This is a genomic window from Streptomyces sp. RLA131 (assembly GCF_056270125.1).
The window spans coordinates 3,989,434-4,011,346 of sequence record NZ_JBWDOQ010000002.1 but is presented as its reverse complement, the minus strand read 5'-3'; the positions used below and the strand labels follow the sequence as shown (position 1 = coordinate 4,011,346).

The following is a 21,913-nucleotide window of genomic DNA, read 5'->3' as shown; positions in this document are numbered from 1 at the left end:
CGCCGGTGCCCGGGCGCTCGCCACGCCGGCACGGGCAGGACTACAGGTTGCGGTGGACGTCGCGATGGTTGCCGACCGTCATGACCCACACGATCAGCTGGCCGTCCTCGACGGCGTACACCAATCCGTGCCGTTCCACGACTGCGTGATCGGTCACAAGCGGGCCGACGCGTCACCGGCTGGTTCCCCGGCACCGCGAGCAGCGTGGTTGTTCCGGGCCGAGCAGGGCGCGTAGTGCCGTGGTGTCCGGAGTGTCGGCGACGGCCGCGTCGATCGCGGCGTCCATCTGCTCCTCCCACTCCTCGGGCAGGGTGAGCCCTGGCTGTCCTGGCCAGGAGATATCCGGGCGGGCCAGGCCCTCGGCGATCAGGTGGAGGTGGACGAGCCCTGCCACCGCGTCCCACACCGCGGGCCGGATGAAGGTGCGGGCCGACTGGCCGGTGAGGCGGGCGGCCAGCGCGTGCTTGGGCATGCGGTCCGCGATCGCCATCCACAGCAGGCCGTCGTCGACGGCATCGAGGACGGCTTCCAGGCCGGGCTCGCCGGGATCGGTCTTCGTGGCGGTGCCGTTGTCGGTGGCTGCGGCGCCCGCCGGGGTCACCGACGCGGACGTGGACGCCGGCGCGGGCGCCGTGCGCAGCGCGCGGCGGAGCGCCTTCTGCAGCGGCTCCGCCCAGCCCCGGGCATCGATCACGGCCCGCAGTATGACCAGGTCGGGCCAGTCGAGGCGCCGCATTGTCGAGGCCACGGCAGGCAGCGTGTACGTCTCCAGCGTGACCAGCACGGCGTCCTGGTCACGGAGCAGGGACAGAGCCGATGGCGCCGCCGGGTCGTCGGGCGGCCCGTCGTCGGGCAGCGCCTCGATCAGCGCCACGCGTTCGTGCGTCGGCGGGTGCGAGTCGTACGGGGACGGTCGCGGGGGCCGCCGGGCTGCGGCGAGCTCGGCCAGCGCTTCGGGCTGCCGGGCGGCCAGCAGATGCCGGAAGCCGCCGTGGAACTCGCCGACCGGCGGCAGAGCCGAGGCGGGCCCGCCCATCAGCGCGTATGTGTCGACATAGTGGTCGTGGGCGGCGTGGAGCAGAGGGATCTGCCGCAGCGCGGCCGCCGTCGCGTTCCGGCCGACGTGGCGGGCCGCCGCACGGTCCGCGGCGAATTCCTGGCGCCGGGCGACGGACTGCGAGACCTTCAGAAAGAAGCGGGCGTAGCGGACGTAGAGGCCGCCGACGAAGGCGTGCGCCCGGCTGTCACTGCTCCGGAACGCATCCACCGTGTGCAGGACAGCCGCGCGGCCGCGCATGGTGACACCGGCGAGCCGGGCGTCCTGGTTGCTGTAGTGGCCGAACTCATGGGCGAGTACCGCTCGCAGGCGTGGCACCGTGAGCCCGGTGAGCAGCGGTACGCCCAGGTACATACCGCGCCGACCGGGCAACAGACCCAGAAGGCGGGCACGTTCGCTGACCGACGCGTTGACCTCCTCGGTCAGGATCACCTCGTCCGGGGCGTGTGTACCGGCCGAACGTGCGGCTTCGAGTACCTCTGCCCACAGTTCCGGCTGCTCCTGGGGCGTGACCGGATGTCCTCCCGGCGCCGAACTCCGCCGCCCAGCCAGCAGGAACGCGAACATGCCGCGCAGAATCGGCACCATCAGAGCCACGGAGGTGAGCACCAGGCTCAGCACGAGGTATACGGCCTGTGCCACGAAAAGCCTGGTGAGGAGCAGCCAGTCGGCAGCGATGAGCGCCGCCAGCAGCACCACACCCATCAGATGGAAGCCGGCCAGCAGAACGAGGGCACGCAGCGCCCGCAGCGAAGCAGTCATGGATGTGTCCCCCCACAGGACGTACGGACCCGTGCCCGGACCGGACACGCGTCGAAGCCTGGATCCTACGGTCCGGGTACCACGGGCACCGTCGTCGCGGCGTGGCAGCCATGGGAGTGAACCCGGAGTGGGTGGGGTCGCCCGTGCCCTGGCGGTCGCCACGGCTCCGGACGGGCTGACGGCAGGTGGCCGGCCAGTTCCTGCTGGAGTCGACGAGCATCGGGCTGCTCGGCGGTGTCGTCGGCGCGGCGGGCATCGCCGTCGTGGTGTGCCACCAGGCAGTGGACGCCGGCGCTCGAACTGCGGCCGGCCCTCGGCGCCCCGCTCGCCGGAGTCCTCGTGGGCCTGCTCGCCGGCCTCTGCGCGGTGGTGGGGTTTCCTGCGGAAGGACGCCCGCCCGGCCCGCGCGAACCAGGAGATACGTACCGGGTCCTCCCGGAGGTCCGGCTTCCCGGGGTGAACGGTCCGCCGGGCCCCGCGGAACGCGGCGGAGCGCCTTCGGGCCTGCGGCGGGTATCGGCCTTTCGGCCGATGGGGCCCGGCCGTCCGGCCGAAGCGGCGGAGGGGGCCCCGGCCGCACCGTAAGTGTCGTGAACACGATGAGCCTGGTCCCCGGAGCCACCACCTCGGAGCCCGGCCCGCGGCCGCGGCGCCGGATCGCCGCGGTCGACGCGCTGCGCGGCTTCGCACTCTGCGGCATCCTCCTGGTCAACATCCCGGATCAGATGACGCGGATGGTCGGCTTCGACAGTGCGCGGCACACCTATCCGATACCCGCGTTCCTGGAACTCTTCGTCCACCAGCGGTTCTTCCCGGTCTTCTCGTTCCTGTTCGGGCTGAGCTTCGCGATCTTCCTGGAGAGTGCCGAGGGGCGGTCGTCGCGCCCCCGGCTGCTGCTGGTCCGCCGGCTGGTGGCCCTCGGTCTGCTCGGCCTCGCCCACCAGCAGCTGCACCCCGGGGAGGCGTTGCTGCCGTACGCGGTCATCGGGCTGCTGGTCCTGCTGCCCGCCTCGTGGCTGCCGGCGTGGGTGGTGCTGCCCGCCGGGCTGCTGGGGCTCGTCGCCTCGGTCACCCTCGCCTCGGGCGGGATCGCGAGCATCCCGGGGCTGTTCCTGCTGGGTCTCGCCGTCGCGCGCCTCGGTATCGCGCGGACGCTGAACGGCCGTACCCGGCAGATCGCCGTCACGCTCGCCCTCGCCGTACCGGCGGCGGCCGCCGCCACCTGGTGGCAGCACACCTACCCGCCCGCCGGGCCCCTCGCCACGCGGATCGCGGCGGTCGCCGGTCTCCTCGGCGCCCTCGCGTACGCCACCGCGGTGCTGCTGGTGCTGCGCACCCGGCTGGGCCGCCCGCTGTCGGCGGTCCTGGAGCCCCTCGGCAGGATGGCGCTGACCAACTACCTCACCGCCACGCTCGCGGTGGTCGCCGTAGCCGGCCCGCTCGGGCTGCGGCACTCCTCGCACTGGGTAACCGCCATGATCCTCGCGGGAGTTGTCCTCGCCGCGCAGGCAGTCCTCAGCCGCTGGTGGCTGGCCCGGTTCCGGTACGGGCCGATGGAGTGGGTCCTGCGTGGCGTCACGTGGTGGAGCGTGGTGCGGCTGAGCCGCTCGCGTCCGTGACACCGGGCCCGACTCCGGTCCGGAGAGTCTCCGCCCCTGACCTGCTTCAGCCGGCGGTGTCGCTTCCCCTCTCGATTCCCCCCCTCGATTCCCACAGCACAGAAACCGCGTACCCAATGATCAATGCTGGACATACAGCCGACGCGAACGGTCCGACCTCGCTCGTACGACAGGGCCGGCCCGGCATGGACGGCGGTACGAACGCGTGAAATCCAGAATCGATCCGCTGTCCGTCGCGGCGATGACGGTCACCGTACTGTCCATCTCGGCCACCGCTCCCCTCACGGCCGCCGCCTCCGCCTCACCGCTCGCCATGGCCTTCTGGCGCAACTGCCTGGGCTTCGCCGTACTCGGGCCGTTCCTGCTGTTACTGCGCCGCCGGGAGGTGGTGCGCGTCGCACGCGGCGAGCGCGGCATCCTGCGCCGGGAGCAGTGGCGGCCCCTGGTCCTCGGCTTCCTCGCGGCCACGTCGCTCGCCCTGCACTTCGCGGCCTTCATGACGAGCACCCGGCTGACCTCGGTGGCCATGTCCACGGCGCTCGTCGCCACCCAGCCCGTCTGGCAGGCCCTCATCGCCGCGGGCCAGGGCGTCCGGACGTCGCGCGGGAAGTGGGTGGGTCTGGGGCTCTCCGTGGTGGGAGCGGCCGCGGCGGGCGGTCTCGACATAAGGTCCGGCGGTACGGCGCTGCTGGGCGACCTGCTCGCCGTCGTGGGGGCCATCGCGCAGGCCGGGTACACCGCCCTGAGCGAACGGTCCCGCGCGGATGTGAGCACCCCGCTGTATTCGACGGTCACTTCGCTGGTCTGCGGTCTTGAACTCCTCATGGTCTGCCTGCTGGCCCACATCCCGCTCACGGGGTTCGACAACTCCACGCGTCTGTCGCTGCTCGGGCTGCTCGTCCTGCCCCAGCTTCTGGGGCTCAGCGCGCTGAACTTCGCCCTCGGCAGGGTGTCGGCGACGACGATCAGTGTCCTGTTGCTGCTGGAGACCCCGGTGGCCGCGCTGGCCGCCTGGTGGCTGCTCGGGCAGCACATCGAGGCCGCGACCGTTCCCGGGCTCCTGCTGATCATCGTCGGTGTCACGGTCGTGCTGACGAGCGGCGGCGCCGCACAGGCCGCGGCGCCGGCTGTGGCGCAGGGGGGCGCACGCCGAGGAGGAGTACCTCCGTACCCGGCCCATGCCCCGTACGTTTCCCCGCCGCCGCCTGCCGGACGGGACCCCAGAGTGGACTGGGCGAGGCACCCCGGGGACGAGAGTCCGACGGTCACGCTCACCTATCACGGTGCGGGGGCGTTCGACACGATGACCTTGCGCAAGCTGTACGTGGCGGAACAGGAACCGGGCTTCGACGGCCCCGTCCACAGCCGGCGGCGGTGATCGCGGCCACCCGGAGAGCGCGCGGCGTCCTCGATCGCCGGGCGGACCGGTTGTCAGCCCGTCCCGTGTCCCGCCCCGTGTCCCGCCCGGTGTCCCGCCCTGTGTCCTGCCGCCGTGGGGTGATCGGCGGGCTCCCGGCGCGTGCCCGCGAGGAGGAGGGATTCGGCGGCCGAGGTGCGGGCGTAGAGCACCGATCGGCCGGCTCGGTGGGCGCTGACCAGGCCCGCGTCGCGCAGCGCGGTCAGGTATTGGGAGACCCTGAGGGGGAGAGCCCTGTGCGACGGGCCAGTTCCTTGGTGGAGGCCGGGGTATCCAGTTCGGTCAGCAGGAGGGTCCGCGAGCGGCCGAGTACGGCGGCGGTGGCGGCGGTCCCGGTGACGGGCCGGGGTTCCCACAGTGAGCCGATACCCCGCGCCGGGTAGGCCAGTTGCGGTGGCTCCGGTGGTGTCACCCGGGTGAGCGGGCCCGGTCCGGTGAAGGCCGAGGGGATGAGCAGCAGCCCCGCGCCCGCTGCCGCGCGGGAGAGGGTCCGCTGCCGGCGGGCCAGCCGTAGCGCGTTGTCGTCCCAGCTCACCGAGGGGTGCAGATCGTTGAAGAGGTGTCCTGTGCCGCGCTCGGCGACCTGGCGGGCCCGGTGGAAGACGTCGGCGTCGAGCACGGCCCGGATCCTCGCCCAGTAGGGGGCGAGCGCCAGCTCCCAGTAGGTCTCGGCCTCCTCGGTGACCCGGGCCAGGCGGGCCCGCGGCTCGGTGTGCAGGGTCCGGGCCCGGGGGCCGAGGCGGCCCTGTTCGTGCCTCAGGCGGTCGAGGTCCTGGCGTACCCGGGCGGCGGGAGAGGCCCGGATCCTGGCCAGCTCCTCCGTCAGGGGCGGAGCCGGCCCGGTGGGCGCCGGGTTGAGGAAGTCGGGAACGTACCCCGAGGGCGGGATCAGCTCGGCGAGCCAGCCCCGGTCGAGCCCGGCGGCCGCGACCCGGGGCCGGACCTGCTCGGCCCAGCTCCGGTGCACGGGGTGGGCGGAGCCGGAGGCCAGCAGCCGGAAGCTCGTCCCGACCTCCCACATCGGCGAGACGGCGAACCGCATCTGCGCCAGATCGCTCGCCGAGAACGCCAGCTCCGCCAGGACGGCCACCCCCAACCCCCTGATTCACGGATTCATTGATTCAGATATGTCTGAATCGATGGCCGTCAGCCTACGGCGGGGAGATCATCCCCGACATGAACTCGAAGACAGTCACCGCGGCCGCGTCAGGTACCTGGACGCTCGGCGACCTGGAGGTCAACCGGATCGGTTTCGGCGCGATGCGCCTGGCGCAGAACGGCAGGGCGCTCGTGGCCGACGCCACGGCGAGTGACCGCGGCCGGGCGATCGGTGTGCTGCGCCGCGCCGTTGAGCTCGGGGTGAACCACATCGACACCGCCGCGTTCTACTTCTCGCCGCTGCGTTCCGCCAACGAGCTGATCAACCGGGCGCTGGCCCCCTACCCGGACGACCTCGTCATCACCACCAAGGTCGGGCCGGGCCGGGACCCGTCGGGCCGGTGGCTGCCGCACGCCACCCCCGACGGGCTGCGCGGTCAGGTCGAGGAGAACCTGCGTCAGCTCGGCCGTGACCACCTCGACGTGGTGAACCTGCGGGTCGTCGGAACCGATTCCATCGCCGAGCGCTTCGGCGCGCTGGCCCAGCTGCGCGACGCCGGGCTCATCCGTCACCTGGGCATCTCCAATGTCACCCCCGAACACCTCGCCGAGGCCCGGGCCATCGCTCCGGTGGTCTGCGTACAGAACCAGTACGGCATCGGTATGCGGCCCGAGCACGACGAGTTCCTGCGCAGCTGCGGTGAGCAGGGTGTCGCGTTCGTGCCGTTCTACGCGATCGCCGGTGCCGGGCGCGAGGCGGGCGCGAGCGGTGCCGACAGCGACGAGGTGCTCGCCGTCGCGCGGGCACACGGGGCGAGCGCGGCGCAGGTGCGGCTGGCGTGGACGCTGCACCGCGGCCCGCATGTGCTGGCCATCCCCGGTACCGGCGACCCCGACCACCTGGCCGCCAACGTGGCCGCCGGCGCACTGCGTCTGGCCGACGGTGAACTGGCCGGCCTGGACGCACTCCACCAGGCCGGGGCGTGAGCGCGGTGCGGCCGTGAGTGGTGCGGCCGTGAGCGGTGCGGCCGCCGGTGGTCCGGCCGCGGCGCGAACTCTCACTGCCCGCTGACAGGTGCTCTTCAGGTGGTCTTTACGTCGCTCGGGGAGTTTGGGACGCATGCACGGACACACGCCCCGGACCCCTGAAGCCGAACGCAGCCGCCGCTGGTTCATGAACAAGTCGCTGCTCGTCGGTGGTGTCGCCGCGGTGGCGACCATGACCGGTTGTTCCGCGGACTCCTCCGACCCGACGGGCTCCGCCTCGTCCCCCGGGGCCTCCGGGGCCCCGGGCGGCATGCCGTCCGGCGGTCCCTCCGGTGCTCCCGGAGGCGCCGGTGGCATGGGCCCCGGGGCCAGCGAGGTCAAGTACGACGACTTCGTGGGCGTCACCACCCAGGGCAAGGTCGCCGACGGCCTGTACTCGATCCACTCCACCGACGTCTCCACCGACGCGGTGGTCAAGGCCGCGCAGGCCTTCCTGGACGGGCTCTCCCAGAAGGAGCGAAGGGCCACCCTGTTCGACGTACAGGCCGACGAGTGGCTGGCCTGGAGCAACGTCGACGGATACGAGCGCGAGGGTGCCCGGATGGGCGACCTGACAGCCGCGCAGCGCAAGCTGGGCTACGCGGTGCTCGGCGCGGCCCTGTCCGCCGACGGTCTCACCCAGACCCGCAACATCATGAAGCTCAACGCGTTCCTGGGCGACTACAGCGGCGGCAACCGGGACACCCTCACCGAGGGCGCCTACTTCTTCACGGTCATGGGCACCCCGTCGACCACGAAGCCCTGGGGCTTCCAGTACGAGGGCCACCATGTGGCCGTCAACTACTTCGTCCTGGGCGACCAGGTCGTCATGACGCCGACCTTCATGGGCTCCGAGCCGACCTCCGCCACGTACAAGGGCGAGAAGATCACCCTCTTCAAGAAGGAGACCAGGGCCGGTCTGACGCTGCTGCGCTCGCTGAGCACGAAGCAGCGCGCCAAGGCGATCTCCTCGACGGTGGACAAGAGCGGCGACGACATGAAGGCCGGCGCGGGCAAGGACAACGTCAAGCTCGCCTACCAGGGCCTGGCCGGCTCCGAACTCACCGACGCGCAGCGGGACAAACTGCTCGACCTGGTGCGCGTCTACGTCGGCTACATGGACGACGGCCACGCCGAGGTGCGGATGAAGGAGGTGGAGGACCACCTGGACCGGACGTACTTCTACTGGCTCGGCAAGACCAAGGACGACTCCGCGTTCTACTACCGCGTCCACAGCCCGGTCGTGCTCATCGAGTACGACGCCCAGTCCCCGCTGGCCTACGGCAACAAGTCGAGCGGCGGCGGCATGGGCGGCCCGAACGGGACGCCGACGCAGCAGCACATCCACACGATCATCCGCACCCCGAACGGCAACGACTACGGCGTGGACCTGCTCAAGCTCCACCTGGACAGCGACCACTGAGGCGACCGGCCCGGGCCTCGGTCAGTACGCGGTCGTCCCCGACAGCAGGTAGTCCTTCAGAAAGGCGTACCTGGCGTCGCTGTCCGCCGCCGGGACGGGCGCGAAGCTGTCCCCGAGCGCCATCGACAGCGGCTTCGTCGTGCGCAGGGCGGGCCAGTCGGGCAGGGAGTGACGGCCGTGGCCGTTGGGGTTGCCGGTGGCCGCGAAGTCGGCCAGGTACAAGGAGGTTGTGCCGGCGATCGCGTGGTCCTCGTCGGTCCAGGGACGGTCGGTGCCGTAGAGGTTGCCGAAGAGGTAGTACTTCTCGGCGCCGTGGTACGCGCCGGCGCCGTTCGCGGGCTCGATCGGGTTGGTGGTGTCCGTGCCCGGGGGAACGTGCCCCGGGTGAGCCGGGAGATCATGGATATGTTGACGAACGCCGAGCCGTGCGACCAGCCGCCGAGGGTCACCCGGTCCGGGTCGCCGCCGAACGCGGCGATGTTCCGCCGGACCCGTTTCAGCGCCGCCACGGTGTCCAGCACGCCCCAGTTGCCGGAGCCGCCGTGCCCGGACTCCGCGCTCGGAGCGGGGTGGGCGAGGTTGCCGAAGGCGCCGACGCGGTGGTTGACGGTGACGGACGGCCACGCCCTTGTCCGCCAGGTTGGCGCCGTCGTAGACGGGCTGCGAGGCCCACATGGCGGAGTTGCGCCCGCCGTAGATCCAGACGACGACCGGGCGGCGCTCACGTGAAGAGGCCGCGCCCGTCCGGATGTTGAGGTTCAGGCAGTCCTCGCTCAGCTCGGGCACCTTGTCGGCGGCACCGGCGATCCGCCCGGGATGCCCGCCGCCCTGGTGGCGTGCTCCGACCTGGCGGGCACCCCGGTGATCGGGCACTGCCCGGCCGGAGCCGGGGTCGCCGCCGTCCCGGTCCGCGCCTTCTTCAGCCTGCGGTCCCTGGCCTCGACCGAGTGGCCCGCCGCCGCGATCTCAGCCGAGGAGCTCGGGCGCCTGCCGGTCCAGCAGATCTACACGACCACCGACGGCTCGACATCGGCGATGGAACGGACGCGGACCGTCCTGACCCGGGCCTTCCCCCGGTACGCGGCGAGGGCCGTCAACGACCGGGGCACCGAGCAGCAGCGGGAGCTGGCCGGCTGGCGGCAGCTGGCGAACGTGGTGCTCCTCACCAGCCTGCCCATCGCCGGCTGCAGCCTCGCGGTGAGCGTGGTGGCCGGGCTCGGCGACCGCAAGCGCCCGTTCGCGATGCTGAGGCTCACCGGTGTCCCGCTGGGCATGCTGCGCCGGGTCGTCGGGCTGGAGAGCACCGTCCCCCTGCTGACCGTCGCCGTGGTCGCGACCGGCACCGGATTCCTCGCGGCGCACCTGTTCCTCACCTCGCAGATGCACTACGACCTGGTGTCGCCGGGAGCCGTGTACTTCGTGCTCGTCGGCGCCGGGATCACCGCCTCGCTCGGGATCATCGCCTCGACGCTTCCCCTGCTCGGCAGGATCACCGGCCCGGAGACGGCCCGGAACGGCTGACCGGTACCCGCGTCGGCGTCAGCGGCGTCAGCGGCGTCGGCGCGGCGGCGGCCGGGTCGGCGGCGGGCTTGCGGAGGAGGAGCAGGGCGGCGTCGTCGTGGAGCCGGCCGCCGACGTGGGCGAGGAGTTCGTCGTGCAGGGCGGCGAGGGTGCGGGAGGGGTCGTCGCACAGGTGGCGGGCGACGCCTTCGGCGAGGGGGTAGAACTCGCGGCCGTGATTACGGGCCTCGGTGACGCCGTCGGTGTAGAGCAGCAGCTGGTCGCCGTCGACGAAGGGCAGCACCTGCAGGCTCGGGGTCTCGCCGCTGAGGGCGCGCAGCCCGAGCGGGGGCGCCGGGTGGGTGGGGTCGACCGTCAGGACGCGCGAGTCGCGGACCAGCAGGGGCGGGGCGTGCCCGCAGTTGACCAGCTCCATGCGGTCGGGACTGGGGTAGCCGGCGACCACGGCGGTGACGAAGTCGTCGGGGCCGAGATTGCGGGCCAGGCTCCGTTCGATCCTGGCGACGACGTCGAGGAGGTCCGGCTCGTCGTAGGCGGCCTCGCGGAAGACCCCGAGCACCAGGGCGGCGGTGCTCACGGCGGGCAGTCCCTTGCCGCGCACGTCGCCGACGATCAGCCTGACGCCGTACGGGGTCGGCACCAGCGCGTACAGATCCCCGCCGATCCGGGCCTCGGCCGCGGCGGCGCTGTAGCGGACGGCGGCCTGGAACCGGCCCACCGTGGCGGGCACCGGCTTGAGAAGCGCGTGCTGAGCGGCCTCGGCGACCGAGCGCACGTCGGCGAGGACGCGTTCGCGGCGTACCCGCAGCTCGCTGGCGAGGCTGCCGGCCAGCGTGACGGCGACCACGGCGGACAGCACGATGGCCTGGTCGTGGGCCGGTGCGCCGCCCAGGGTGCCGAGGGCGACGCCCAGTGCCACGGCCAGGACGCCGATCCGGATGACGCCCCAGGGCCTGCTGACGGTGGCGGCCAGGGCGGGCCCGACGGCGAGCAGCGGCAGCCAGCTCGGCCCGGTGCCGCCGGTGAGGGCGAGCAGCGCGACGGCGCAGACGATCAGAACGGGTACACCGGTGGCGGGCCGGCGCGTGAGCCCTTGGGTGGACGGCTCCGCGAGGTGGCTGGTGAGCTGCTTTGTGAGCTGCCACGTGGGCCAGAGGTCGTGCTGGTGGTCTCGGGCATGGGTCATGTCCGCTTCCGCAACTCTTTCCTGCTGCCGGGGGCTGGTGGCCGGGGTTGTACTTCCAGGGAACAGGCAGCGGTGCGGGAGCCGCAAGGGGCGGATTTTCAGATAGTGAGCGAAAGACCCCTGGTCACGCGGTTCGCCGCCGGGACCAGCTGTGCCCGGACCTCGTCGAGGCGGGAGAGCCGGTCGGCCCGCAGGGAGACGCCGAGCGAGCCGAGCGTGTCGCCGCTGTAGACGGGCACCGCGACGCAGACCGTGCCGAGGGCGTACTCCTCCATGTCCATGACGACCGATGTGGTCGGCGCGGAGTCGAGCTGGCGGAGAAGCTCCGGGAGATGGGTGATGGTGCGCGGTGTGAGGTCGGCGAGGGAGTGCCGGGAGAGGTAGTCGGCGCGGCCGTCGTCGTCCAGCTCGCGCAGCACGCACTTGCCCAGGGCCGTGGCGTGCCCGGCGTCCTCGAACCCCACCCAGAGGTCGACCCGGGGCGCCCGGGGGCCGTCGACGATCTCGGCGACCCGGATCTCGCCGTCTTCGTAGAAGGTCAGATAGGCGGCGGCCGACAGCTCGTCGCGCAGCCCGGCCAGGGCGGGCCGGATGCGGTTGAGCAGGTTCTGGCCGCGGCTTCCGGTGTGCAGCAGATGCAGCTTGTCGCCGATGACGAATCCGCCGTCGTCGAGTTTCCGTACGTAGCCGTCGTGGGCGAGGGTCCGCAGCAGGTGGTACGTGGTGGCCAGGGGCAGCCGCACCTCACGCGCCAGCTGCTTGGCCGGGGCGCCGCCGTCGTGCGCCCCCACGGCCTCCATCAAGCGGAAGGCCCGCTGCACGGAGGTGATCAGCGTGGGACCGTCCTGAGCACCCATGCCTCCAGCGTGCGCCCGGTGCGCCGCCACGGCAAGACTTCCCCGCGGCGGCGCACCGGTGTGTCACTCGGGGCCGGTCACCGTCACGGCGATCCGAGCAGGGCCGACGCGTTCTCCATCGGGGTGAGCACCGGGGCCGGGACGGTCGCCGGGTCGGCGACACAGGTGAAGCCGAGCCGGGTCAGCGCCCTGATCACCTCGTTGGAGGAGAAGTCACGGCGGTCCTGTCCGGTGATGACCTCACCGACCTGCTTGACCGGGAAGGTGCGGCGCCCGATGATCACGGACGCGCCCGTCACGGGTTCGGGCTTGATGCCCTTCATCGATTGCTGCACTTCACTCTTGATGAGGTCGAAGGAGAAGCGGGCGATGACGCAGCGCATGATGCCTCCGGGGCGGGTCAGCGACTGGTGGACGAGGACGGACGCTGCGGCGCGCCGGAAGAGCGCCGCGCCTGGGCGGTGCGGCTGCGGCGACCGCGGGTCGAGGAGGCGCTGCGCTCGGGGCGCACCGCCACCGGGGCGGTGATGGTGACGGGTACGCCGGTGGGGGTTTGGGCGCCGGTGATGCGGTTGAGTTCGGCTTCGCCGGAGCGGACCTGGGTGATGTGGGGGGTGATGCCGGCGTCGGCCATCAGGCGGGTCATTTCGCGGCGTTGGTTGGGCAGGACGAGGGTGACGACGCTGCCGGATTCGCCTGCGCGGGCGGTGCGGCCGCCGCGGTGGAGGTAGTCCTTGTGGTCGGTGGGGGGGTCGACGTTGACGACGAGGTCGAGGTTGTCGACGTGGATGCCGCGGGCGGCGACGTTGGTGGCGACCAGGACGGTGACGTGTCCGGTTTTGAACTGGGCGAGGGTGCGGGTGCGCTGGGGCTGGGATTTGCCGCCGTGCAGGGCGCGCGGCGCGTACTCCGCTGTTGAGGAGGTCCTTGGTGAGCCGGTCGACGGCGTGCTTGGTGTCCAGGAACATGATCACGCGGCCGTCGCGGGCGGCGATCTCGGTGGTCGTGGCGTGCTTGTCGGCGCCGTGGACGTGGAGCAGGTGGTGTTCCATGGTGGTGACCGCACCGGCCGAGGGGTCCACCGAGTGCACGACGGGGTCGTGGAGGTAGCGGCGGACCAGCAGGTCGACGTTGCGGTCCAGGGTCGCGGAGAACAGCATGCGCTGGCCGTCGGGGCGGACCTGGTCGAGCAGCGCGGTGACCTGGGGCATGAAGCCCATGTCGGCCATCTGGTCGGCCTCGTCCAGGACGGTGATGGCGACCTGGTCCAGTCGGCAGTCACCGCGCTCGATGAGGTCCTTGAGCCGGCCCGGGGTGGCCACGACGACCTCGGCACCGCCACGCAGCGCGCTGGCCTGCCGGCCGATCGACATGCCGCCCACCACGGTGGCCAGCCGCAGCCTCAGCGACCGGGCATACGGGGTGAGCGCATCGGTGACCTGCTGCGCCAGCTCACGGGTGGGGACCAGGACCAGGGCGCGCGGCTGGCGGGGCTCGGCGCGCTGCCCGGCGGTACGGGCCAGCATTGCCAGACCGAAGGCCAGCGTCTTGCCCGAACCGGTACGCCCACGGCCCAGCACATCACGACCCGCGAGAGTGTTCGGCAGAGTCGCACCCTGGATCGGGAACGGCTCGGTGACACCGAGGCTGGTGAGCGTCGTCAGCAGCGCGGCCGGCAGGTCGAGCTCGGCGAAGCTCGGGGCCGGGGGCAGCGCGGGGGTGAGGGTGACCGGCAGGGCGAACTCGCCCTGCGGCGAGGCGGGACGGCGGCTGTGGCCACCGGACCGCGAGGGACCGCCGGAGCGGCTCGGGGCCTGCGAGCGGTAACCGCCCCGGCCGGACCCCGAGGTACCCGAAGAGCCGCCGGAACCGGCGGATCCGCCCGTGCGGGTACGGGAATAGCGGTCGTTGGTGCGAGCTGTGCGGTTCATGCGAACCTTCCTCGATGCGGCACGTATCGAGGAGTTATTGGCAGCGAGGAGCCGCACAAAGAATCGCAAGAACGAGCCGGAGAAAAAATGAAAACAAAGCCGGAAATGAGCCAGGGTCCGCACCCACGGGTGCGGACCCAGCTACTGTTGCGCTCCGACGTCAGGCGGGAACGATGTTCTCCGCCTGCGGGCCCTTCTGGCCCTGCGTGACGTCGAAGTTGACCTTCTGGCCTTCCTGGAGCTCACGGAAGCCAGAGGTGGCGATGTTGGAGTAGTGGGCGAAGACGTCGGCGCCGCCGCCGTCCTGCTCGATGAAGCCGAAGCCCTTTTCCGCGTTGAACCACTTCACGGTGCCAGTAGCCATGTCATATCTCCTTAGGGGCATTACCCGGGGATCGCACTGTGCGAACCCCGCGTCGCCGTAATGATTGCCCCGTCCGGAATGCACCGGAAATACAAAAGCGCACCTACTGGCGCAGAACGCCGGCAAGAGCACTTGAAGTCTTTGGGAACCACAACTGCAACTGAGATGAACCGTAGCACGGTGCATGCGTCCGGGCGCGGCAAGTAATTTCACTCCGCCCGTTGCGTCATAAACCCTCACTGCGCATTGCAAAAATTTCTGTACCCGCCGCGGTAGATATTCGTCCGCGTCCGCCGGCGCTCCGGCTCGGGCGGGAAGGTTCAGGAGTCGGCGGCCTCACCCGGCTCGGCCTCGACGCGGCGCAGCTTGTCGTTGAGCCGCAGGGCCTCCTCCAGCTGGTCCTCCAGGATCACGATGCGGCAGGCGGCGTCGACGGGGGTGCCGCTGTCGACGAGTTCGCGGGCGCGGGCGGCGATGCGCAGCTGGTAGCGGGAGTAGCGGCGGTGGCCGCCGTCGGAGCGCAGGGGAGTGATGAGCCGGGCCTCGCCGATGGCGCGGAGGAAGCCGGGCGTGACACCGATCATCTCCGCGGCGCGGCCCATCGTGTAGGCCGGGTAGTCGTCATCGTCGAACCGGTCGGCGGCGTTCGATGGGGTCTCTGCGGTCACTTGCACCTCTTCTGGGACGCGTCGAGGGGCCCCGATGCCTTACGGCACCGGGGCCCCGGGGTTTCAACACCATCTGGCGGCGCTCGGCGCCTGCCTTCGTCTTCCGCGGACCCGACCGAGCGGCCGGGGGTACGGGGATCGTGAACGCTTGACCGTGGACCACCTTCCAATCCTGGGGCCTGCGATACCCGGGCGGACCTGCATCCTCGCCCGGGCGATCCTGATGGCGCCTACTCCTCTCCTGGTCATGTTTCCTTTGTCGTCGTGCTCGTGGCGGCGTCTCCGCCACGTCCTGCTGACATCCGTGGTTATGAGAGAAACCCTAGCCACACTGCCGCCCGATGTCTACTGTGACGACGATAGATTTCTCCGTGTCGGAGGGGGAGTTTTTAACCGGCTCCGGACCGTGGGCGGTTCATCCGCGACAGGTGACCAAGGCCCTGACCTGTGCATGACCAGGCAATGAGCGGGCGGTGACGGGCCGGAGGCGGTCCGCGACCGGACGGGGGCGTTCGCCGCACAACCATTGGTGCGCGGTGCGGGTCTGACGTTTCGCTCCCGTTGTCCGGTCTTCGGGTGAATCCTTGGAGGAACCGTGGGTGTTCGCGGAGTCGGCGTCACCACTGTCTGTCTTGCCACCGCGCTCGCGGGCGGCGTCGTCTGCGCCGCCCCGGCGAGTGCCGCCCCGGCGGCGGCCCCGGCGGCGGCCCCGGCGGCGGAGGACTTCAACGGTGACGGCTACCAGGATCTGGCGGTCGCCGCGCCGGCCGCCACCGTCGGCGGCCAGGCCCGGGCCGGCTATGTGGCCGTCACCTACGGTTCCGCCACCGGCCTGAACCCGGCCTCGCGCACCGTCGTCAGCCAGCGGACGGCGGGCGTCCCCGGCACCCCGGAGCAGGACGACCGCTTCGGGGACCGGATCGTCGCCCGGGACCTCGACGGGGACGGACTCACCGACCTGGCCGTCCACAGTTCGGGTGAGAGTGTCGCCACCCCGAGCAGCTACGGCTCGGTCACCGTCCTGTGGGGCCGCGCGGGCGGGCTCACCGGCGAGGGCGCGGTCACCATCGCGCCCCCCGCCGGCAGCGCGGGCTACGAGGTCGGCGAGGACCTGACCGGCGGCGACTTCAACGGCGACGGCGCCGCCGACCTCGTACTGCGGTACGGGGACAACTGGGAGGTGCGCTCGGTACTGCGGGGACCGTTCACCCGGGCCGGCGTCCCGGCCGGGGAGCAGCAGGTCACGATGTTCTCCACCGACAACGAGATCACGACGCTCGCGGCGGGCGACATGACCGGCGACGGCATCGACGACCTCGCCACCTTCTACGCGTACGAGAACCACGCCGAGGGCGGGAAGTTCTGGCGCGGTACGGCCTCCGGCCTGTCCACCGCGCCCACCGCGCTGCCCTCGGCGGCCACCGCCGCCGTCGGTGACTTCGACCGCGACGGCAAGGCCGACCTGGCGACCCGGATCGTCCCCAACCTCATCACCGAGGACATCCCGTACGACCCGGGGACGGTGAAGATCTACTACGGCACCTCGGCCGGTCCCAGTACCACCCGTACCAGGACCATCACCCAGGCCACCTCCGGTGTGCCCGGGGTCGGTGAGACGGGTGACCAGTTCGGTGCCCGTCTGGACGCCGGTGACGTCAACGGCGACGGCTACGACGACCTCGCCGTGGGAGTGCCCTTCGAGGCCATCGGCAGCCGGCAGGCGGCCGGTTCCGTCATCCTGCTCAAGGGCGGCTCCGCGGGCCTGACCGGCACCGGCGCCCAGGCCTTCAACCAGGACAGCCCCGGCGTCCCCGGCGTCGCCGAGACCGGCGACCGTCTCGGCGGCGCCGTACGGCTGCTCGACGTCACCGGCGACGCCCGGGCCGACCTCGCAGTCTCCGCCCCCGAGGAGAACGGCACCGGCGCCATCTGGTCACTGCGCGGCGCCACCACCGGCCTCACCACCACCGCCACCGTCGCCTTCGGCCCCACCGCACTGGGCGCCCCCGCCACCGCCGCCCGGTTCGGCGGCAACTTCGGCAACGAGAACGGGCCGAACCTGTACGCCCCCTACTAGGCAGACCGGCCCGAGCGGCCCCGAGCCACAGCACTCCCCCGGACGGCGGCGCCGCACTCCCGCGGCGCCGCCGCCGCGCGCATGCTGGCAGCGTGACCACCAGCCGCCCCCGCCTCCGGGTCCGCCGGATCTACGATCCGCCGGAGCCGGACGACGGCGTCCGTGTCCTGGTCGACCGGCTCTGGCCGCGCGGCCTGTCCAAGGCGGACGCGCACATCGACGAATGGCCCAAGTCCCTCACCCCCTCCACCGAGCTGCGCCGCTGGTACCACGCCGGGGACGGGAGATTCGAGGAGTTCTGCCGCCGGTACGAGAGCGAACTGGCGGCGCCCGAGGCCGCCGCTGCCCTCGACCGGCTGCGCGGCCTCGCCGCCGGGGGGACGCTCACCCTGCTCACGGCGGTCCGGGATCCCGGCAGCAGCCACACCGCTGTGCTGCTGGCGCTGTTGCGCGAGTGAGTCGTGAGCGGCCCGGCACGCGGCTGTACTGCCGGAACATCCGTACGAGGTTGTGACCGGATCGCAGCATCCCGCGGACGGAGCCGGGTGCTCGCCGGTGATAGAGCTAGGGGTCTGCAATTCAGGATCGGAACGATGAGGGGGCATCCGGGGGGATGGTGCCGGACGACGCCGTGATCGGCTGTACGGGGGTGATGGTCATCGGCACCCGTGGAGCCGCCGGGCCGGGGGAGGTCCTGGTGCGGGTCAGGGGTGGTTCGGAGACGTTTCTGGCCTGGTCCGACGAGCCCCTTCCGCAGGGGGCCTCGGTGCTGGTGATCGAGTCCCGGGGTGCCCGCCAGGTCTATGTCATGGAATGGGCCGATCCGTTGGCCGGTTGAGGAGATGAAGGATGTTCGGTTACCGCGTTCCCGCGCCTGACGAGGCGATGCTGATCTCGGGTGGCAAGCGTGGGCTGGGGGGTGCGCCGTTCCGGGTGGTGACCGGTCACGGCAAGTGGGTGGTCCCGGTCTTCCGCAAGGTCCGCTTTCTGACCCTGTCGATGTGCGAGTCGGAGGTCACCGAGTACTGCGTGACCCGGCAGGGCATCGCGCTGACCGTGCGGGCGGTGATCGCGTTCAAGGTGGGCAACGACACCGAGAGCATCGTCAACGCCGGGCAGCGCTTCCTGTCGGAGCAGGACCAGATGTCGGTGCTGACCGGCCGGATCTTCTCCGGTCATCTGCGGGCGATCATCGGCTCGATGACGGTCGAGGAGATCGTCACCGAGCGGCAGAAGCTGGCCGGGGAAGTGCTGGAGACCTCGAAGGCCGAGATGGCCAAGATCGGCCTGAGTGTGGACTCGTTCCAGATCCAGTCGATCGACGACGGTGACACCGGCTACATCGACGCGATGTCGGCCCCGCACAAGGCGGCCATCCAGCGGGCGGCCCAGATCGCGCAGGCGCAGGCGACCCAGGCGTCGGTCGAGGCCCAGCAGGTGGCCGCGCGGAACCAGGCGGAGTACGCCCGGCAGACCGCGGTGGTCCAGGCGGAGTACTCGGCCGAGGTGGACCGGGTGCAGGCGCAGGCCGCGCAGGCCGGGCCGCTGGCGATGGCGCACGCCCAGCAGGAGGTGCTGGCGGCGCAGACCGAACTGGCCGAGCGGGCGGCCGAGTTGCGGCAGCAGCAGCTGGTGGCCGAGATCGTCAAGCCGGCCATGGCAGAGGCCGAGCGGATCAGGGTGCTGGCCTTGGCCGAGGCCGAGCGGATGAAGATCCAGGCTGAGGCGGCGGCCTCGTACGACCGGGTCGCGCTGGACCGGATGCTGATCGACCAGCTGCCGCTGATCGTCAAGGAGGCGGCGGGCGGTCTGGCCGGCGCCAACGTCAATGTGCTCAACGGCGCGGACGGTCTGGGCGAGATCGCGGCCGGTCTGGTCGGGCAGGGGCTGACGATCCTGGACTCGGTACGGCAGAACCTGGGCGCCCCGCCGAAGCCGGCGGCGCAGCAGCCGCGTGCCGACAACGGCCGGGTCGAGCTGGAGTAGTCGAGCCGGGGTAATGGCGGGACGCGTCAGCGTGATGGTTTTGTCAGGCACGGCTCAAGGACCGGCAAAGGTCTTGGGCCGTGCCTGTTCTGTCGGGACGGCGCTCGGCTAGGTTCTGGCCATCGCGCGGAAGTTCACGGCGGATCTCCAGGTCCTCTGTGTCTACGCGCGTCGTCCAACATGTCATGCACATGTCAGGAACCCCACTTCCGCTCCGGATGGAGGCGCAACCATGCGTCGCGAACGGATAAGAACCCTTGTCGCCGCCCTGCCCGCGCTGGCCCTCGCGGTCGTCGGCCTGCTGGCCGCCCCGCCGGCCGGCGCACAGCCGGTGCCCGCCGCCCACTCCCCCCAGACCGCCCGCGCGGCCACCGTCGCCAGGAACGCCCACGCCCTGACCGACCCGGCACGGCAGACCGTCCACCCGACGGGCAAGGCCGGCCAGAAGGTGCCGACCACGCACCTGTGCGGTACGGCCGCCTCCGGCCACACCATGTCCTGTTTCGCGCAACGGCGTACCGACATAGCGCAGCGACTGGCCGCCGCGGTCTCCCCCGACGCCACGCCCTCCGGTCTCAGCCCGACCAACCTGCACAGCGCCTACAACCTGCCCTCGACCGGCGGCTCCGGGATGACCGTGGCCGTCGTCGACGCGTACAACGACCCGAACGCCGCCTCCGACCTGGCCACCTACCGCTCGCAGTACGGCCTGTCGGCGTGCACGGTGGCCAACGGCTGCTTCAAGCAGGTCAGCCAGACCGGCTCCACCACCTCGCTGCCCTCCAACGACACCGGCTGGGCCGGCGAGGAGGCGCTCGACATCGACATGGTCAGCGCCATCTGCCCGAACTGCAGCATCATCCTGGTCGAGGCCACCTCGGCCACCGACGCCAACCTGGGCGCGGCCGAGAACGAGGCCGTGGCGCTCGGCGCCAAGTTCGTCTCCAACAGCTGGGGCGGCAGCGAGTCCTCGTCCCAGACCAGCGAGGACACCTCGTACTTCAAGCACCCCGGTGTCGCCATCACCGTCTCCTCCGGTGACGAGGGCTACGGCGCCGAGTACCCCGCGACCTCCCAGTACGTCACCGCCGTCGGCGGCACCGCGCTGAGCACCTCCTCCAGCACCCGCGGCTGGACCGAGAGCGTCTGGAAGACCAGCAGCACCGAGGGCACCGGCTCCGGCTGCTCCGCGTACGACACCAAGCCGAGCTGGCAGACCGACACCGGCTGCACCAAGCGCATGGAGTCCGACGTCTCCGCCGTCGCCGACCCGGCCACCGGTGTCGCGGTCTACGACACCTACGGCGGCTCCGGCTGGGCGGTCTACGGCGGAACCAGCGCCTCCGCGCCCATCATCGCCGGCGTCTACGCCCTGGCCGGCACCCCCGGCAGCAGCGACTACCCCGCGAAGTACCCCTACTCCCACACCTCGAACCTGTACGACGTGACCAGCGGCAACAACGGCACCTGCTCCACGTCCTACTACTGCACCGCCGCCACCGGCTACGACGGCCCGACCGGCTGGGGCACCCCGAACGGCACCACCGCCTTCGCCTCGGGCACCAGCACCGGCAACACGGTGACCGTCACCAGCCCGGGCAGCCAGTCCACCGTCACCGGCAGTTCGGTGAGCCTGCAGATCTCCGCCACCGACAGCGCGGGGGCCACCCTCACCTACGCCGCGAGCGGCCTGCCCACCGGCCTGTCGATCAGCAGCTCCACCGGCGCCATCACCGGTACCGTGAGCACGGCGGGCACCTACAGCACCACCGTCACCGCGACCGACAGCACCGGCGCCTCCGGCTCGGCCACCTTCACCTGGACGGTCAGCTCCTCCGGCGGCGGCGGCACCTGCACCTCCACGCAGCTGCTCGGCAACGCGGGCTTCGAGTCCGGCGCCACCACCTGGACCGCCAGCAGCGGCGTCATCACCAGCTCCACCAGCGAGGCCGCCCGTACCGGCTCGTACAAGGCCTGGCTGGACGGCTACGGCTCGACCCACACCGACACGCTGTCCCAGTCGGTGACCGTCCCCAGCGGCTGCACCGGCACCACCTTCACCTTCTACCTCCACGTCGACACCGCGGAGACCAGCACCAGCACCGCGTACGACAAGCTGACGGTCACGGCCGGCTCCACCACCCTGGCCACCTACTCCAACCTGAACGCGGCCACCGGCTACGTCGCCAAGTCGTTCAGCCTGTCCGCCTTCGCCGGCACCACCGTCACCCTGAAGTTCAGCGGCGTCGAGGACTCCTCGCTCCAGACCAGCTTCGTCATCGACGACACCGCGGTCACCACCGGCTGACGTCGTCGCGTACCGGATGTGGATCCTGATGCGGGTGTGGCACGTCAAAGCGGAAAGGAGGCCCAACCCATGCGTCGTTCGACCCCCCACACCACACCCGCTCTCACCGGACTCGCCCTGGCCGCACTGCTGTTGGCCGGCTGCGGAACGAAGACCGGCTCAGCCTCGGCGGGCACCGCGCCCTCGCCTTCCACCCCTACCTCCACCTCCGCCTCGCAGTCCGCGGGCTGCCCGTCCGAGGTGACGCTCGACTCCGCGGACAACGGCCGTACGGTCTGCGTCGCCACGGACGGCAGGATCACCCTCGCCCTGGACGGGTCCAAGACCCGGCCCTGGGCGGTCGTCGAGGCGACCGGCAAGGCCCTGGAGGCCACAAACGCCGGGGTCCGGCTCAAGCCCGGAGACGCGGCGGCGGCCTTCCGGGCGGTGACCGCCGGGAAGGCCGTACTGACCTCGTCGCGCCCGATGTGCGCCCAGGTGCCGGGCAAGATGTCCTGCAAGGGGCTCCAGACCTGGACGGCCCGGGTCACGGTGCGTTAGCGGCGTAGCCGCGAACGTTCACCGGGTTGTGCGGCCTTCGGCCGCGCGTGTCCTCAAGCGCCGGACGGGGGGC

18 protein-coding genes and 5 pseudogenes are annotated in these 21,913 nt (G+C 71.6%); 11 read left to right on the top strand and 12 right to left on the bottom strand.

What is annotated here, in order from left to right; all coding sequences use genetic code 11:
• Positions 1 to 40 precede the first annotated feature (40 nt).
• Entirely contained in the window at positions 41 to 139 is a 99-nt protein-coding gene (locus RWE79_RS19145; protein WP_475941295.1) for a type II toxin-antitoxin system RelE family toxin, read from the bottom strand.
• Positions 140 to 172: 33 nt separating this feature from the next.
• Positions 173 to 1,819, bottom strand: coding sequence for a M48 family metallopeptidase (locus RWE79_RS19140; RefSeq protein WP_475941294.1), 1,647 nt, complete (start codon positions 1,817 to 1,819; stop codon positions 173 to 175).
• Between the two features lie 599 nt (positions 1,820 to 2,418).
• Between RWE79_RS19140 and RWE79_RS19135 the strand changes: the two genes are divergently transcribed.
• Complete coding sequence (locus RWE79_RS19135; protein WP_475945924.1) at positions 2,419 to 3,438, top strand: DUF418 domain-containing protein; 1,020 nt, start codon at positions 2,419 to 2,421, stop codon at positions 3,436 to 3,438.
• A gap of 205 nt (positions 3,439 to 3,643) precedes the next feature.
• Complete coding sequence (locus RWE79_RS19130; protein ID WP_475941293.1) at positions 3,644 to 4,816, top strand: DMT family transporter; 1,173 nt, start codon at positions 3,644 to 3,646, stop codon at positions 4,814 to 4,816.
• A 53-nt stretch (positions 4,817 to 4,869) separates the two neighbouring features.
• On the opposite strand, the pseudogene RWE79_RS19125 reads toward RWE79_RS19130, so the two are convergent.
• Positions 4,870 to 5,897, bottom strand: a pseudogene (locus RWE79_RS19125) (ArsR/SmtB family transcription factor).
• 134 nt (positions 5,898 to 6,031) lie between these two features.
• On the opposite strand from RWE79_RS19125, the gene RWE79_RS19120 reads away from it, so the two are divergent.
• On the top strand, positions 6,032 to 6,940 hold the full coding sequence (locus RWE79_RS19120) for an oxidoreductase (RefSeq protein ID WP_475941292.1): 909 nt from the start codon (positions 6,032 to 6,034) through the stop codon (positions 6,938 to 6,940).
• Between the two features lie 133 nt (positions 6,941 to 7,073).
• Complete coding sequence (locus tag RWE79_RS19115) at positions 7,074 to 8,402, top strand: DUF3500 domain-containing protein (protein ID WP_475941291.1); 1,329 nt, start codon at positions 7,074 to 7,076, stop codon at positions 8,400 to 8,402.
• A gap of 21 nt (positions 8,403 to 8,423) precedes the next feature.
• Here RWE79_RS19115 and RWE79_RS19110 read toward each other — a convergent pair.
• The 3 pseudogenes from RWE79_RS19110 to RWE79_RS19100 all read right to left on the bottom strand — a co-directional run.
• A pseudogene (locus RWE79_RS19110) lies at positions 8,424 to 8,723 on the bottom strand (carboxylesterase family protein); the annotation flags it as partial.
• Between the two features lie 101 nt (positions 8,724 to 8,824).
• Positions 8,825 to 9,127 (bottom strand): annotated as a pseudogene (locus RWE79_RS19105) (carboxylesterase family protein); the annotation flags it as partial.
• Positions 9,036 to 9,275 (bottom strand): annotated as a pseudogene (locus RWE79_RS19100) (carboxylesterase family protein); the annotation flags it as partial. The pseudogenes RWE79_RS19100 and RWE79_RS19105, both read right to left, overlap by 92 nt.
• Between RWE79_RS19100 and RWE79_RS19095 the strand changes: the two are divergent.
• Positions 9,219 to 9,923 carry an ABC transporter permease gene (locus RWE79_RS19095; protein WP_475941290.1) on the top strand — a complete coding sequence of 235 codons (705 nt, stop codon included), beginning with the start codon at positions 9,219 to 9,221 and terminating at the stop codon, positions 9,921 to 9,923. The pseudogene RWE79_RS19100 and the gene RWE79_RS19095 overlap by 57 nt on opposite strands.
• Here RWE79_RS19095 and RWE79_RS19090 read toward each other — a convergent pair.
• The 6 genes and pseudogenes from RWE79_RS19090 to RWE79_RS19065 all read right to left on the bottom strand — a co-directional run bounded on the left by RWE79_RS19090 (position 9,892) and on the right by RWE79_RS19065 (position 14,929).
• The gene (locus tag RWE79_RS19090; RefSeq protein WP_475941289.1) at positions 9,892 to 11,109 is read right to left on the bottom strand and encodes a PP2C family protein-serine/threonine phosphatase; all 1,218 of its coding nucleotides are present in this window, start codon (positions 11,107 to 11,109) and stop codon (positions 9,892 to 9,894) included. The genes RWE79_RS19095 and RWE79_RS19090 overlap by 32 nt on opposite strands.
• Before the next feature lie 98 nt (positions 11,110 to 11,207).
• Positions 11,208 to 11,966: an IclR family transcriptional regulator gene (locus tag RWE79_RS19085; RefSeq protein ID WP_475941288.1), complete on the bottom strand. Its 759-nt coding sequence runs from the start codon at positions 11,964 to 11,966 to the stop codon at positions 11,208 to 11,210.
• Positions 11,967 to 12,049: 83 nt separating this feature from the next.
• Positions 12,050 to 12,289: an SCO5918 family protein gene (locus RWE79_RS19080; protein ID WP_475945922.1), complete on the bottom strand. Its 240-nt coding sequence runs from the start codon at positions 12,287 to 12,289 to the stop codon at positions 12,050 to 12,052.
• 77 nt (positions 12,290 to 12,366) lie between these two features.
• Positions 12,367 to 13,897, bottom strand: a pseudogene (locus tag RWE79_RS19075) (DEAD/DEAH box helicase).
• A gap of 160 nt (positions 13,898 to 14,057) precedes the next feature.
• Positions 14,058 to 14,261 (bottom strand): cold-shock protein, encoded by a 204-nt coding sequence (locus tag RWE79_RS19070; RefSeq protein ID WP_381780643.1) that lies wholly within the window; start codon positions 14,259 to 14,261, stop codon positions 14,058 to 14,060.
• A 320-nt stretch (positions 14,262 to 14,581) separates the two neighbouring features.
• Positions 14,582 to 14,929, bottom strand: coding sequence for a helix-turn-helix domain-containing protein (locus RWE79_RS19065; protein WP_475941287.1), 348 nt, complete (start codon positions 14,927 to 14,929; stop codon positions 14,582 to 14,584).
• Positions 14,930 to 15,524: 595 nt separating this feature from the next.
• Between RWE79_RS19065 and RWE79_RS19060 the strand changes: the two genes are divergently transcribed.
• The 6 genes from RWE79_RS19060 (at position 15,525) to RWE79_RS19035 (ending at position 21,840) form a co-directional block, all read left to right on the top strand.
• Positions 15,525 to 17,006 (top strand): FG-GAP-like repeat-containing protein, encoded by a 1,482-nt coding sequence (locus tag RWE79_RS19060; RefSeq protein ID WP_475941286.1) that lies wholly within the window; start codon positions 15,525 to 15,527, stop codon positions 17,004 to 17,006.
• 92 nt (positions 17,007 to 17,098) lie between these two features.
• Positions 17,099 to 17,464 carry a DUF488 domain-containing protein gene (locus RWE79_RS19055; protein ID WP_475941285.1) on the top strand — a complete coding sequence of 122 codons (366 nt, stop codon included), beginning with the start codon at positions 17,099 to 17,101 and terminating at the stop codon, positions 17,462 to 17,464.
• A gap of 155 nt (positions 17,465 to 17,619) precedes the next feature.
• The gene (locus RWE79_RS19050; protein WP_475941284.1) at positions 17,620 to 17,844 is read left to right on the top strand and encodes a hypothetical protein; all 225 of its coding nucleotides are present in this window, start codon (positions 17,620 to 17,622) and stop codon (positions 17,842 to 17,844) included.
• 11 nt (positions 17,845 to 17,855) lie between these two features.
• Positions 17,856 to 18,992 (top strand): SPFH domain-containing protein, encoded by a 1,137-nt coding sequence (locus RWE79_RS19045; protein ID WP_475941283.1) that lies wholly within the window; start codon positions 17,856 to 17,858, stop codon positions 18,990 to 18,992.
• Between the two features lie 232 nt (positions 18,993 to 19,224).
• Positions 19,225 to 21,300 carry a putative Ig domain-containing protein gene (locus tag RWE79_RS19040; RefSeq protein ID WP_475941282.1) on the top strand — a complete coding sequence of 692 codons (2,076 nt, stop codon included), beginning with the start codon at positions 19,225 to 19,227 and terminating at the stop codon, positions 21,298 to 21,300.
• 69 nt (positions 21,301 to 21,369) lie between these two features.
• Entirely contained in the window at positions 21,370 to 21,840 is a 471-nt protein-coding gene (locus tag RWE79_RS19035; protein WP_475941281.1) for a hypothetical protein, read from the top strand.
• The last annotated feature ends 73 nt before the right edge of the window (positions 21,841 to 21,913 follow it).

Excerpts from the sequence above, each read along its gene's own strand:
- RWE79_RS19140 (WP_475941294.1), bottom strand. The coding sequence starts at position 1,819 with ATGACTGCTTCGCTGCGGGCGCTGCGTGCCCTCGTTCTGCTGGCCGGC.
- RWE79_RS19095 (WP_475941290.1), top strand. The coding sequence starts at position 9,219 with ATGCCCGCCGCCCTGGTGGCGTGCTCCGACCTGGCGGGCACCCCGGTG.
- RWE79_RS19135 (WP_475945924.1), top strand. The coding sequence starts at position 2,419 with ATGAGCCTGGTCCCCGGAGCCACCACCTCGGAGCCCGGCCCGCGGCCG.
- RWE79_RS19080 (WP_475945922.1), bottom strand. The coding sequence starts at position 12,289 with ATGAAGGGCATCAAGCCCGAACCCGTGACGGGCGCGTCCGTGATCATC.
- RWE79_RS19090 (WP_475941289.1), bottom strand. The coding sequence starts at position 11,109 with ATGACCCATGCCCGAGACCACCAGCACGACCTCTGGCCCACGTGGCAG.
- RWE79_RS19115 (WP_475941291.1), top strand. The coding sequence starts at position 7,074 with ATGCACGGACACACGCCCCGGACCCCTGAAGCCGAACGCAGCCGCCGC.
- RWE79_RS19070 (WP_381780643.1), bottom strand. The coding sequence starts at position 14,261 with ATGGCTACTGGCACCGTGAAGTGGTTCAACGCGGAAAAGGGCTTCGGC.
- RWE79_RS19040 (WP_475941282.1), top strand. The coding sequence starts at position 19,225 with ATGCGTCGCGAACGGATAAGAACCCTTGTCGCCGCCCTGCCCGCGCTG.
- RWE79_RS19120 (WP_475941292.1), top strand. The coding sequence starts at position 6,032 with ATGAACTCGAAGACAGTCACCGCGGCCGCGTCAGGTACCTGGACGCTC.
- RWE79_RS19035 (WP_475941281.1), top strand. The coding sequence starts at position 21,370 with ATGCGTCGTTCGACCCCCCACACCACACCCGCTCTCACCGGACTCGCC.
- RWE79_RS19085 (WP_475941288.1), bottom strand. The coding sequence starts at position 11,966 with ATGGGTGCTCAGGACGGTCCCACGCTGATCACCTCCGTGCAGCGGGCC.
- RWE79_RS19045 (WP_475941283.1), top strand. The coding sequence starts at position 17,856 with ATGTTCGGTTACCGCGTTCCCGCGCCTGACGAGGCGATGCTGATCTCG.
- RWE79_RS19050 (WP_475941284.1), top strand. The coding sequence starts at position 17,620 with ATGGTGCCGGACGACGCCGTGATCGGCTGTACGGGGGTGATGGTCATC.